The following is a 12,363-nucleotide window of genomic DNA, read 5'->3' on the forward strand; positions in this document are numbered from 1 at the left end:
GGCCGAGCCGGGGCTCCCCGTCGCGAAGAGCGACGGGGTGGCGAGGAAGCTCCTTCGCCCATGCGGCGCGAAGGAGTGACCCGCCGTCCGAGGACATCACCACGGCGGGCGGCGATGGTGGGAACGGAGAGCGCCGGCGCCCGGACCGCTCCCCGGTTGCCGATCGCCGGGCGACATGCTATTCTCCCGGCGGTGAGAACCGTAATCCGAACCCGCGCCCTCCGTCCGGTCGGGGCGTGGCTTCCGCACGAGACCGGCGGGGAGTAGCCGTTCATGTTGCAGTCGATGCGCCAGAACACCAAGACGATCCTCTGGATCGGTAATCGCCGCGTTCGTCGGCCTGATCTTCGCCGTGTGGGGCGCCGATCTTCGGGGCACGTCGGGAAGCCAGCCCGGCTATGTGATCGGGGAGGTGAACGGACGTTCCCTCACCGTGGACGACTTCGAAAGGGCCTTCAACGAGGAGACGGCCGTCTATCGCGGCAGCGCCGAAGAAGATCTCCCTCTTCTTCCCTCGGTCACGCGCCTCCTCCGGGAGAGGGCTTGGCAGCGTCTCGTACACTCGGCGATCGTGGAGTCCGCTCTCAAGAAGGCCTCGATCCCAATCTCGGACGAAGAGATCGTCTACACGATCCGCTCGAACCCGCCCGAGTTCCTTCGGACGGACGAGGCGTTTCTCACGAACGGGAGATTCGATTACCAGAAATACCGCCAGGCGATCGACGACCCGACCGTCGACTGGCGCTGGCTGGAGAACTACGTGCGCGAGCAGCTCCCGCTTGGCCATCTCAGGCAGCGCGTCGCGGTGAACGCGCGGGTCACCGAGGGAGAGCTTCGCGATCTTTATGTGCAAAACAACGAGACGGTCGACTTCTCGTTCATCGCCTTTCTTCCCTCGGAATACGAGGATGTCGCAGTCTCGGCGTCCCCCGCCGAGATGAACGCCTATTACGAGGAACACCGGGAGGAGTTCCGCGTCCCCGACCGCGCGACGCTCGGCTACGTCTCCCTCCCGGTTCTCCCGAGCGAGGAGGACCGCGCGTACCTCCGCTCGCGGATGCAGGAGATTCTGCAGCGGCTCTACGAGGGAACTCCCTTCGAGGATCTCGCGCGCTACCACTCCGAGGGCCCCACCGCCCAGCAGGGGGGCGACATCGGTTCGTTCCGGAGAGGAGACCTCACGCCGGACCTCGACGAGCTCGCGTTCTCCCTCCCCGCGGGCGCCGTGAGCGGGGTGATCGAGGGTCCGCGATCGTTTCAGATCGTCCAGGTCGTCGAGCGGACGGGGAGCGGGGCGGCCGAGTCGGTGCGGCTCCGCCAGATCCTCATGAACGTGGAGGCGGGCGGGGAGACGGTGGAGAGCGTGCGCCTCGCGGCGGAGGATCTCCGAACGCGCGCGGCGAGCGAGAGCCTCCGCGGGGCGGCCGAGGCGACGGGGATCGTCTACCGCGAGACCACGCCTTTCGAGGAGGGGGTCGTCGTGCCCGGGCTCGGGGCCTTCCGGGGCGCGAACCTCTTCGCTTTCGCCGGAGAGATCGGCGAGATCGGCGAGCCGATCTTTCACGACGAAACTTATCATGTTCTCGAGGTCGTCTCGCGGGACACGAGCCACGTGGAGCCGTTCGAGGCGGTCGCGACGAGCCTCAGGGAGCGAGTCCTCCGCGAGAAGAGGCTGGCGCTCGCGCGGGCCGACGCGGAGCGTTTCCGCGCGGAAGCGGAGCGCTCGGATCTCACCTCCCTCGCGCGCAAGGCCGGCCGCGAGATCCGCCGCGCGGACCTCGTCTCGCGCGCCGGTTCCGTCCCCACGATCGGTCGGGACGCCCGGCTCACCCTTGCCGCGTTCGCGGCGCCGGAAGGATCGACGTTCGGACCGGTGGAGACCGACTTCGGCGCGTTCTTTCTCGTGAAGGAGAAGGTGACCCCGATCGACGAGGAGCGCTACGTCGCCGAAAAGGCGTACCTCATCCGCTCGCTTCTCGCCGAGAGGCAGGAGTACATCTTCGCCCAGTGGCTCCAGGGGGAGAGAGAACGGGCGAAGATCAAGGACATGCGCCCCGCCCTCTCGGAATTGGAAGAGGGATAAAGGAACTCGCGGACCGCGGCCGGTTCTCGCTCCCCATCACCAGAGCGGAGAGCGGGCTCACTCCTTCGGGGGTTCGGGAGTTCGCTCTTCGGCCGTTCCCTTTTCCTTCTCGTCCGGCGGCTTCTGCGGCAGCTTCTTCTCGTGCTCCTCGAGATCGACGTCGGAGGTGATCTCCTTCGTCGCCTTCTTGAACTCGCGAATCCCGCGGCCCAGATTCTTCCCTACCTCCGGAAGCCGCTTGGCCCCGAAGAGCAAGAGAACGAGGAGAAAGATGAGCAGAAGTTCGTGGAAGCCGATTCCTCCGAGACCCATGACGAATCCTCCCGCGCGGCTCGCTCCGGAGCCGTGCGCGGCCGTTCGATCAATCCGCCGCGGAGCGCGGCGGGAAGGGGACGCAATCCGAACCGACGACGAGGGTCACATCGAGGAGAAGATCGGGGTTCGGAGCGGAGGAAACGTCGCCGGCGCCGAGAACCCGGCGCACCCACTCCGCCGCTTCGAGGTTGTCCGTTCTTGCGATGATCTTCGTCGTCTCGTAGCGGAAATGGTCGGCGTTCCCCATCTCCACCACGTCGCACGCGTTCTCCCTCAGAAAACGAGAGACATCCAGCGCGAGCCCCGCCTTCCCGCAGCCGTTCAGCACCTGCACGGTGACCGGCTTCGAGGGAACGATCGGGGAAGCGGATTCCGCGACCTCCGAGCGGTCCCCTTCCTCTTGGACGATCTTCGTCGAGAGGGGGATCAGGTAGAGCGCAACGAGCCCGAACGTGACCAGGATGAACAGGCGGTTCACGAGCCGTCCGAAACGCCTCCCGAACCCCTCGCCCCCCTTCCGCCCGGCGGGCTTCTTTCGTTTGGCCATACGCCCCCTATCCTCTTTCTCTTAGAAGGAACGCCTCCCGCAAGCGACCGTACGTCTCGCGAAGCCCTTGGGGAAGAACCTTCGTCCCGCCGAGCACCGGCATGAAGTTCGCGTCCCCCTGCCACCTCGGCACGAGATGCACGTGGAGATGCCCCGGAACCCCCGCCCCGGCCGCCTTTCCGAGGTTCACGCCGACGTTCATCCCGTTCGGGCGGAAGACCTCCTCGAGGATCGTTTCGGAGAGTGCGAGAAGCTCCATGATCTCGGACCTTTCTTCTCCGTCGAGCTTGGAGAAGCTCCCCACGTGCCGGCTGGGCGCGATCATGATGTGGCCGGGATTATAGGGAAAGGTGTTCAGGATGACAAAGGAATTCGCGCGCCGATGTAGAACGTACATCTCCTCGTCCTTCCCCTCCGCCGGCTTCTCGCAGAAGATGCACCCGCCCGTCTTCTCCTTGAGCGAATCGATGTACGGCATGCGCCACGTCGCCCACAGCCTATCCATTCGACCTCCCCTCCGCGTGCGCCGCGGCCGCCTCCAGGTGTTCGGGCGTGTTGATTCCGAAGATCTCCCACCGATCGGCGACAGGATACGGGAAGACGGCCCGCCCCATCGACCGGAGGATCCCGATCGCGTCGGTGAGGTAGATCTCTCCGCTCGCGTTCTCCGTCCCGATCCGCGGGAGAACCTGGAAGAGCGTCTTCGCGTCGAAGGCGTATGCCCCCGAGTTGATCTCGCGGATCCTCTGCTCCTCCGGGGCCGCGTCCTTCTCCTCGACGATCCGGTCGATCGTTCCCCTCCCGCCGCGCACGATCCGGCCGTATCCGGTCGGGTCGTCCATCGTCGCCGTGACCACCGTCGCCGCCCCTCCCTCCTTCTCGTGGAACCGGACGAGGCCCGCGAGGGTTGCCGCGCTAACGAACGGAACGTCGCCCGAGAGGACAACGAGCGATCCGTCGAGATCCGCGAGAAGAGGCGCCGCCTGGAGAACGGCGTGGCCGGTACCCTTCTGCTCCTCCTGCCGGACGAACTCGACCCCGGGACGAGAGACGGCTCGGCGCACCTCCTCGCCCCCGTGACCGACCACGACCGCCACCCGATCGAACCCGGCCGCGCGCGCGGCGTCGAGCACCCAGATGATCAAGGGCTTATCGATCAACACATGAAGAACCTTCGGGAGGCTCGAGCGCATCCGCTTCCCCTCCCCCGCCGCCAGCACGAGGGCCGCCCGCTCTCTCACGGAAGGATCTCCAGGACGCGCTCCCCGACGCGAAGAGCGAGGTTGTCGATGAGGCGCGCCTTCCCGACGCGCGCCGCGATCGCGAAGAGAAGGTCGCCGCGCGCCTCCTCCACCGGACGAAGATCCGCGAGCGAGACGAGCGCGACGTACTCGGGCCGAACGAGCGGCTCTTGGGAGAGCGTCTCGCTCGCCGCGCGCACCGCCATCCCGGCCAGACGCTCGCCCCTCTCGAGGACGCGCTTCCCCTCCACGAGCGCGCGGAAGAGGACCGGCGCCGCCCCCCTCTCCGAGGGGTCGAGGTATCGGTTCCGCGAGCTCATCGCGAGACCGTCCTTCTCGCGGACGGTCGGGAGGACGCGGATCGTCCAGCGCCCGAAGAGACCCGCCACCATGCGGCGCACGATCACCGCCTGCTGCGCGTCCTTCGCCCCGAAGTAGGCGAACGCCGGATCGACGATCTGGAGAAGCTTCCAGACGACCGTCGCCACCCCCCGAAAGTGTCCCGGCCGAAACGCCCCGCAGAGAAGCCCGGAGAGATCCTCCACCTCGATGAACGCGCGCGGACCCGCAGGGTAGATCTCCTCAGACGCGGGGAGGAAGAGGATGTCCGTCCCCTCCGCCTCGAGGAGCGCCCGATCTTCCTCCCAAGGCCGCGGGTACGCCGCCAGATCCTCGCCCGGGCCGAATTGGGCCGGGTTCACGAAGATGCTCGCGACCGTCCGCGCGCACTCCGCGACCGACGCCCGAACGAGGGAGAGATGCCCCTCGTGGAGCGCGCCCATCGTGGGGACGAAGCCGATCGGCCCTTCCCGGCGAAGCCCGCCGATGAGCGCCTCGAGCTCCCGCCGCGTGCGCGCGACCCGGAGCGTTCTACTCATTCTCTCCTCCGCCGTCGTAGCAATGCTCGGGTCCGGGGAACGTCCCTTGCTTCACGTCTTGAATAAACGTGCGGAAAGAATCGCGCATCGACGTCCGGAGATCCGCGTATCGCTTCACGAAGCGCGGGAGCTTCCTCCCGTAGATCCCGAGGAGGTCGTGGGTGACGAGGACCTGTCCATCGCACGAAGGCCCCGCTCCGATCCCGATCGTCGGGATCGACACCGACGCGGTCACCCGCTCGGCGAGGTTCGCGGGGATCGCCTCGAGGACGATCCCGAAGCAGCCAGCGTCCTCGAGCCCCTTCGCCGCCTCGACGAGCCGCTCCGCCGCGATCGCGCTCTTCCCCTGCACCACGTATCCTCCGAAGCGAAGGATCGATTGCGGGGTGAGCCCGATGTGCCCCATCACGGGGATCGACGCCTTCAGGATCGCTCGGATCACGGGGACCATCGCGCGCCCCCCCTCGAGCTTCACCGCCTCGACGCCCCCCTCCTTCACGAGCCGCCCGGCGTTCGCCACCGCGTCGGGAACGCTCACCGTATACGAAAGGAAGGGAAGGTCGCCGATCACGAGCGCCCGCGGGCGGGCGCGCGCCACCGCCGCCGCGTGGCGGATGATGTCCGCCATCGTCACCGGGAGCGTCGTCTCTAAACCGTGGACGACCATGCCGACGGAATCCCCGACGAGGATCGCATCGATCCCCGCCTCGTCGAGGATCTCGGCGGTGGGGAAGTCGTACGCGGTCAGCATCGCGATCCGCTCCCCCTTCTTCTTCATGCGGACCAGCGTGCGGGGGGTCGCCTTTCGGCGCTCCGTTTCCATCATCGGCCTCTTCCCTTCCGCCGGGGCGTGAATGACGCCGTGCCGGTTTCGAGCGCTGCGAGCTCCTCGATCAACTCGTCGAGGAGATCCGGGTTTCCGAGGAAGTCGCACTCGCCCGCGTTCGCCACGAGAAGCGCGGACTGGTCGTAGTGCGCGAAGAAGAAGTTGTACGCCTCCTGCAACACGTCGAGGTACTCGCGCGTCAGGCTTCGCTCGAACTCGCGCCCGCGTCTTCGGATCCTTTCGAGGAGAAGATCGGTGGGCGCCCGGAGGTAGATCACCGCGTCCGGCTTCGGGATCTCCCTCTCCATCACCTCGTGCAGGCGGTCGTAGAGAGCCATCTCGTCGTCGGTCAGGTTGATGCTCGCGAAGATCCGGTCCTTCGCGAAGATGTAGTCGCTCACGACCCGCTCGTGGAAGAGATCGGTCTGCGCGAGAGCCTGCTGCTGGCGGAACCGGCTGAGAAGGAAGAAGACCTGCGTTTGGAAGGCGTAGGTGCGGATGTCGTCGTAGAAGTCTTTGAGGAACGGGTTCTCCTCCACGACCTCGAGGTTGAGATGCGCCCCGATCCTCGAGGCGAGCGCACGGCAGAGGGTCGTCTTCCCCGCGCCGATCACCCCCTCGACCGCGATGTAGCGGTGCTCCATCCTACGGCGCTCCCCGGACGCGCGTCACGAGGCTCCGGTCCTTCGTCTCCGCAAGAAGCTCGCGCTGCGTCTTCCCGAATGCCGGGTGTACCAGATCCGGATCGATCTCGGCAAGCGGCACGAGAACGAACCTCCGGTCCGGAATCGAGGGGTGCGGCACCACGAGGAGCGGGGGCTCGTCGATGATCGCACCGCCGAAATAGAGAAGATCGATGTCGATCGCGCGCGGCCCCTTCGGAACGGCGCGCACCCGGCCGAGGGAATCCTCGATCCGGCCGATGAGGGCGAGAAGCTCGCGGGCGCCCCCGGCGTACGATCCGCGCGCCGCACAGTTCAGGAACAGGGGCTGATCCCGCACCGGCCCGACCGGCTCGCTTTCGTAGATCGAGGAGACGCGATCGACCGCGAACGATCCCTTCTCGAGGGAACGGAGCGCGCGCCGGAGGCTCTCTTCCCGGGCGCCGAGGTTGGAGCCGAGGCCGAGATACGCCCGCGTCGTCTGTTCCCCCGATCGGGTCACCCGGCTCGCCCCCCCGCCCGGCGATCCTCTCCGGTCTGGATTCGGAATCGCCGGCGCGCCCTCTCGACGATCGTCGTCCGACCGATCAGATCTTCCCGAGGATGTCCCCTTCGCGAAGAACGAGAAGCTCGACCCCGTCGATCGTGACGTCCATCCCCGCGTACTTCCCGAAGACGACCCGGTCCCCCGGCTTCACGTCGAGCGGAACCACTCGTCCTGCCTCGTTCCGCGCACCGGGTCCGACGGCGACGATCTCCCCCTCGACCGGCCTCTCCTTAGCGGTGTCCGGGATGATGATGCCGCCCGCCTTCTCTTCCTTCTCGAGGCGCCGGACGACCACCCGATCTCCCAACGGACGAATCTTCATACTTCAAACTCCTTCCTCCCCGGTCCAGTCCGCGGCGGGCGGCTCGTCCGCCCGAAGCGCACCGAACCGGAACGCTTTCCGGGAACCGCATTATAGACCCTCGGGGAGGCGCGGGCAACCGGGCGGGTTGCGGTCGGAATCGGATTGCGGATGAGGTTGTCGGACGGCGGGACCCGCCGTGGCCGGCCGCCTCACGAGCGGAACGAGGATGCCAGCCCCTTCTCCTACAGAACGATCCCTTGCATTTGCCGGGACCTTGCCCCTGCATTAGGGTATGAAGAAAGAGTTCTCTCGTTCGACCGCAGTCGAGGAGGCTTTCATGATCCTGGATCCGGCACAGATGAGCGTCCGCGAGCGCTATTTCCTGATGATCGGGGCGATCGTGCCGCGGCCGATCGCGTTCGTTTCCACGGTGAACCGGGCCGGCGTTCCGAACGCCGCGCCGATGAGCTTCTTCAACGGCGTCTCGTCCACCCCGCCGATCGTGAGCGTCTCCCTCGCGAGCCGACGCGGCGAGAAGAAGGACACGCTCCGGAACATCGAGGAGACCGGCGAGTTCGTCGTGAATGTCGTAGACGAGGCGCTCGCCGAGAAGATGAACTTGGCATCGGGCGATTATCCGCCCGAGGTGAGCGAGTTCGATCGCGCCGGTCTCGCGGCGGTCCCTTCCGACCTCGTCCTCCCGCCGCGCGTCGCCGAATCCCCGATCGCTTTCGAGTGCCGGCTCGTTCGGACGATCGAGATCGGCGCGCCCCCGCATCGAACCGCTCTCGTTCTCGGCGAGATCGTCCGCATCCACGCGCGCGACGATCTCCTCCTCGAGGACCGGCACGTCGACCCGGAGATGCTCCGCGCGATCGGCAAGATGGGCGGCCACCTCTACTGCCGCACGCGCGACCGCTTCGCGATGGAACGTCCGAAGGTGAAAGAGAAGAGATGAGAAGAACGGCGTGCGGGATCGTTCTTACCGCAGGAATCTCGTCCCCTCATAATCACAGACATGAACGAGGACGCTGCTTTCGCCGTCAATCGAAATCGCCTCGTGGTGAGCTCGCTCGGCGATCCGTCCGACGAGAAAGCACACTGGCTCTCCCGGAGCCCGGCCGAACGATGGCGCGCGGTCGAGCTCATTCGACAGGTGCTCTCTGGCTACGACCCGGCCACCGAGGGACTTCGAAGAGTTCTTACGGTTGTTGAGCGCGCAGATTGACTTTACATCCTCCCGATCGCGCGGAGAATCTTCTCCGGCGTGAAGGGGAGATCGCGGAGGCGCACCCCGAGCGCCTGCCGGAGCGCGTTCCCGACCGCCGGCGCCGGCCCGTTCGTCGGGATCTCGGCGACCGCCTTGACGCCGAAGGGACCGCTCGGCTCGTACGTTTCGACGAAGATCGTCCGCATCTTCGGCATCCCGGTCGCCTTGAGAATCTTGTAGTCGAGGAAACCGACGTTCCGCGGGCGCCCCCTCTCGTCGAAGAGAAGCTCCTCGGTGAGCGCGTAGCCGAGCCCCATCGAGACCGCCCCGTGCACCTGTCCCTCGGCGAGCTTCGGGTTCAACACCGTTCCGACGTCGAGCGCGGTGACGAACTCGACGACACGAACCTCCCCGGTCTCCATGTCCACCTCGAGATCGGCGAACTGCGCCCCGAAGGGGGGCGGGCTCACCGGAGAGACGTGCGTCGCGGTCTTTTCCACCTGAATCTTTTTCTTATACGTAAGAAAGGTCGCGACCTCGCGGATCGGAACGCGCGTTCCGGCCCGCCCGACCACGTGACGGTCCTCGAGCGCGAGATCCTCCGCCTTGGATCCGGTCCATTGGGCGGCGGCGGCGAGAAGCTCCGCGCGCACCGCCTCGGCCGCGCGGAGCGCCGCGCCCCCCGAGACGTACGTCGTGCTCGAGGCGTACGCTCCCGAGTCGAACGGGGTGAGGTCGGTGTCCGACGTGTAGACCGCGACGTCGTCGACTCCGATCCCGAGCGTCTCCGCGACGATCTGCGCGAGCGCCGTGTCCCCTCCCGTCCCGACGTCGACCGCGCCCGCGTAGATCGCGACCGACCCGTCCTCGTTCAGCTTCACGGTCGCCCCCGCCGTGTCGATCCCCGCAACCCCGCTCCCCTGCGAGACGGCCGCCATCCCGATTCCCTTTCGAAGAAGCGGCTTCTTCGCGTTCCAGGCGTCGTACGCCTTCCGTTTCTCCGACCAGCCGATCGCCTCGGCCCCCTTCTCGATGCACTCGTGGAGACCGCAGCTCGCGAACGTCCACGCGATCCGCTCGTCCTCGGGGACGTTCTCCTTCTTCACCTCGTAGATGTGCGGCGAGAGCTCGTCCGCGTCCTTCTCGCGCACCGTCGTTCGGAGCCGAAACGCGACCGGATCGATGCCGAGCCGTTCCGCCGCCTCGTCCATGTGGCACTCGAGGGCGAAAGACCCCTGCGGCGTCCCGTATCCGCGCATTGCGCCGGTCGGAGGGAGGTTCGTGTAGTAGGCGTCGAAACGATAGCGGACGTTCGGGCAGCGATAGCGCGGCAAGTTCTTGTTGCCGGTGTTCGTCGGGACCGTCGGGCTGTGCGAGCCGTACGCGCCCGCGTCGACGAGCGCCGCCATCTCGATCGCGGTGAGCGTTCCGTCTCTCTTCGTCCCCGTTCTCAAACGGATCGTCATCGAGTGGCGCGAGCGGACCGCGTTCATGTCCTCGTAGCGCGTGAGCTCGAGGCGGACCGGCCGCGCGGTCGCGAGCGTGAGGGCGGAGCAAATGTCCTCGAGGACCATCTCCTGCTTCCCGCCGAAGCCGCCCCCGAGGCGCGGCTTGATCACGCGGATGCGTCCGATCGGGAGGCCGAGCGCCTGAGCGATCTGGCGCCGCGTGTGAAAGGGGACCTGCGTGGTGCAGATGACGACGAGACGCCCGTCGGGGTCGAGATAGGAGACGGCGGCGTGGAGCTCGAGCTGCGCGTGCTGCACGCGCTGCACTCGGTAGACGCTCTCGACGATCTCGTCCGCCGCGCCGAAGCCGGCCTCGAGATCGCGAAGCGTCACGTCGACGCTCGCGCAGAGGTTCCGCGACGGGTCGACGGCGCGCTCGATCTCCGGCTCGTCGTGGACGATCGGCGCCCCTTCCCGCATCGCCTCCTCGGGGGTGAAGACCGCGGGGAGCGTGTCGTACACGACGCGAATCTTCGCGAGCGCCTCCTCGGCGATCTCCTCGCTTTCCGCGGCGACCGCGGCGACCCGATCCCCGACATGTCGAACTTTCGAATCGAGAAGGAAGAAGTCCCAAGGAGACGGCTCCACGTAGTCCTGCCCCGCGCGCGTATAGGCGACGCGCGGAAAGCGGTCGGGCGCGCCTTCCGACCAGGCGGAAAGCCCCCGGACGTTCTCGTGCGTGAGAATCGCGTGCACGCCGGGAATCGCGCGGGCCTCGGAGACATCGATCGAGCGGATCCGCGCGTGCGCCTCAGGGCTCCCCAGAATCTTGCCGATGAGCATTCCCTTCTGCGGGAAGTCGGTGGTGAACGCGGGGACCCCGAGGACGAGCCTTCGGCCGTCCACCTTCCAGATGTTCTTTCCGACGACGTGGTGGTGTTTCCGGCTCATCGCGCCTCCTCCTTCATCCGCTCGGCCGCCTTCTGCACGGCGCGGACCGGGTTCTCGTACCCGGTGCATCGGCAGAGCGTCCCCGCGAGCGACCTTCGGATCGCCTTCTCGGACGGATCCGGATCCCGGTCGAGGAGCGCTTTCGCGGCGAGCAGCATGGCGGGCGTGCAGAATCCGCACTGCACCGCCCCTTCGTCGAGGAAGGCCTTTTGAAGTGGATGGAGCTCGCGGCCCTTCGCGAGCCCTTCCACGGTAAGAATCTCGTGTCCCTCCGCCTCGGCGGCGAGAAGAAGGCAGCTCACGATCGGCTCCCCGTCGAGGAGAACCGTGCACGTGCCGCAGTCCCCGGTCGAGCAGCCGACCTTGACGCTGAAATACCCTTCACGTCTCAACACTTCGCTCAAACGATCCCCGGGCGCGATGCGAAACGACTTCGGCTCCCCGTTGACCGTGCAATGAAGGTCGAGGTTCATCGTCCTCCTCTCCCCTCCGCGGCGGCGGCGAGCACGCGGCGGGCGAGAAGCTCGCCCATCGCCTTTCGATAGGCGGCGCTCGCGCGCTGATCGTCGATCGGGCGCGCCGCGGCCGCGGCGAGCTCCGCCGCCCTCGCGATCGTCTTCGCGTCCGGTTCCTTTCCCCTCAGGAACTCCTCGGCCTCGCGCGCGCGGAAAGGGGTCGGCGCGACCGCCCCGAGCGCGAGGCGCGCCTCGCGGCATTTCTTCCCGTCTCGATCGATGCGCGCCGCCGCGTTCACGATCGCGATGTCCCCGTCCGTCCGGCCGATCTTCTCCCAGGCGAGGCCGGATCGCGGAGCGGGCTCCTCGAAGCGGATCTCGACGAGAAGGTCGGCCCCGAGCACGCTCTCGTGCGCGCCGGCGAAAAACTCCGAGAGAGGAACTTCGCGGCGGTCTTCGGTCCCCTGGACCACGCACCGGGCGTCGAGAACGAGAAGGGGCGGAGCGAAATCGGCGGAGGGGACGGCGCTCGCGAGGTTCCCTCCGATCGTCGCCAGGTTGCGGATCTGCCACGTCGCGAAATCGCGCGCGCACGATCGGAGGAGACCGCCGTCCGCGCGGGCGAGCTCTTCCCACGCCTCGACCATCGAGACGGTGGCCGACGCGCCGACGACGAACTCCGCCTCCTCGCGCCGAAGATAGCGGAGCGCCTCGCGCACGCTCACGACCGCATCGAGCGGCTCATGCCACGAGAGAAGGTCGGTTCCTCCCGCCACGTAGAACGTCCGCGCCCCGCCCGCGCGAAGAAGTCTCACCGCCTCTTCCGGAGTGGCGGCGCGATGAAACGATCGAATCGCCACCGACTGTCTCCTTCCCGCCGGGTGGTCGCCGGAGGC

At 67.2% G+C, this 12,363-nt stretch carries 14 protein-coding genes; 2 read left to right on the forward strand and 12 right to left on the reverse strand.

Annotated features, from left to right (window positions below; translation table 11 throughout):
- The first annotated feature begins 412 nt into the window (after positions 1–412).
- Positions 413–2,083: a peptidyl-prolyl cis-trans isomerase gene (locus tag FJY73_12305; protein ID MBM3321449.1), complete on the forward strand. Its 1,671-nt coding sequence runs from the start codon at positions 413–415 to the stop codon at positions 2,081–2,083.
- A 57-nt stretch (positions 2,084–2,140) separates the two neighbouring features.
- On the opposite strand, the gene FJY73_12310 is transcribed toward FJY73_12305, so the two are convergent.
- The 9 genes from FJY73_12310 to FJY73_12350 form a co-directional block, all read right to left on the reverse strand.
- Positions 2,141–2,395 carry a twin-arginine translocase TatA/TatE family subunit gene (locus tag FJY73_12310; GenBank protein MBM3321450.1) on the reverse strand — a complete coding sequence of 85 codons (255 nt, stop codon included), beginning with the start codon at positions 2,393–2,395 and terminating at the stop codon, positions 2,141–2,143.
- A gap of 49 nt (positions 2,396–2,444) precedes the next feature.
- Positions 2,445–2,945, reverse strand: a complete 501-nt coding sequence (locus tag FJY73_12315) for a LytR C-terminal domain-containing protein (protein ID MBM3321451.1) — start codon at positions 2,943–2,945, stop codon at positions 2,445–2,447.
- A gap of 7 nt (positions 2,946–2,952) precedes the next feature.
- Positions 2,953–3,450 (reverse strand): HIT domain-containing protein, encoded by a 498-nt coding sequence (locus tag FJY73_12320; protein MBM3321452.1) that lies wholly within the window; start codon positions 3,448–3,450, stop codon positions 2,953–2,955.
- Complete coding sequence (locus tag FJY73_12325) at positions 3,443–4,186, reverse strand: NTP transferase domain-containing protein (protein MBM3321453.1); 744 nt, start codon at positions 4,184–4,186, stop codon at positions 3,443–3,445. The genes FJY73_12320 and FJY73_12325 overlap by 8 nt, the downstream gene beginning before the upstream one ends.
- Positions 4,183–5,064 carry a pantoate--beta-alanine ligase gene (locus FJY73_12330; GenBank protein MBM3321454.1) on the reverse strand — a complete coding sequence of 294 codons (882 nt, stop codon included), beginning with the start codon at positions 5,062–5,064 and terminating at the stop codon, positions 4,183–4,185. The genes FJY73_12325 and FJY73_12330 overlap by 4 nt, the downstream gene beginning before the upstream one ends.
- Positions 5,057–5,887: a 3-methyl-2-oxobutanoate hydroxymethyltransferase gene (gene panB, locus FJY73_12335; GenBank protein ID MBM3321455.1), complete on the reverse strand. Its 831-nt coding sequence runs from the start codon at positions 5,885–5,887 to the stop codon at positions 5,057–5,059. The genes FJY73_12330 and panB overlap by 8 nt, the downstream gene beginning before the upstream one ends.
- On the reverse strand, positions 5,887–6,534 hold the full coding sequence (locus FJY73_12340) for a deoxynucleoside kinase (protein MBM3321456.1): 648 nt from the start codon (positions 6,532–6,534) through the stop codon (positions 5,887–5,889). Before FJY73_12340 ends, panB begins: the two co-directional genes overlap by 1 nt.
- A gap of 1 nt (position 6,535) precedes the next feature.
- Entirely contained in the window at positions 6,536–7,054 is a 519-nt protein-coding gene (gene folK / locus FJY73_12345; GenBank protein MBM3321457.1) for a 2-amino-4-hydroxy-6-hydroxymethyldihydropteridine diphosphokinase, read from the reverse strand.
- Positions 7,055–7,139: 85 nt separating this feature from the next.
- Positions 7,140–7,421, reverse strand: a complete 282-nt coding sequence (locus FJY73_12350) for a co-chaperone GroES (protein ID MBM3321458.1) — start codon at positions 7,419–7,421, stop codon at positions 7,140–7,142.
- Between the two features lie 319 nt (positions 7,422–7,740).
- Here FJY73_12350 and FJY73_12355 point away from each other — a divergent pair, with 319 nt between their 5' ends.
- Complete coding sequence (locus FJY73_12355; protein MBM3321459.1) at positions 7,741–8,361, forward strand: flavin reductase family protein; 621 nt, start codon at positions 7,741–7,743, stop codon at positions 8,359–8,361.
- 272 nt (positions 8,362–8,633) lie between these two features.
- Here the strand turns inward: FJY73_12355 and FJY73_12360 are convergent, their stop codons facing one another.
- From FJY73_12360 to FJY73_12370, 3 genes are read right to left on the reverse strand one after another with little or no spacing between them, the layout of a single operon-like run.
- Positions 8,634–11,012: a molybdopterin-dependent oxidoreductase gene (locus FJY73_12360; GenBank protein MBM3321460.1), complete on the reverse strand. Its 2,379-nt coding sequence runs from the start codon at positions 11,010–11,012 to the stop codon at positions 8,634–8,636.
- Positions 11,009–11,485 (reverse strand): (2Fe-2S)-binding protein, encoded by a 477-nt coding sequence (locus tag FJY73_12365; protein ID MBM3321461.1) that lies wholly within the window; start codon positions 11,483–11,485, stop codon positions 11,009–11,011. Before FJY73_12365 ends, FJY73_12360 begins: the two co-directional genes overlap by 4 nt.
- The gene (locus tag FJY73_12370) at positions 11,482–12,327 is read right to left on the reverse strand and encodes an FAD binding domain-containing protein (protein ID MBM3321462.1); all 846 of its coding nucleotides are present in this window, start codon (positions 12,325–12,327) and stop codon (positions 11,482–11,484) included. The genes FJY73_12365 and FJY73_12370 overlap by 4 nt, the downstream gene beginning before the upstream one ends.
- Positions 12,328–12,363 lie beyond the last annotated feature (36 nt).

This window comes from Candidatus Eisenbacteria bacterium (assembly GCA_016867715.1).
Classification (GTDB): Bacteria; Orphanbacterota; Orphanbacteria; order Orphanbacterales; family Orphanbacteraceae; genus VGIW01.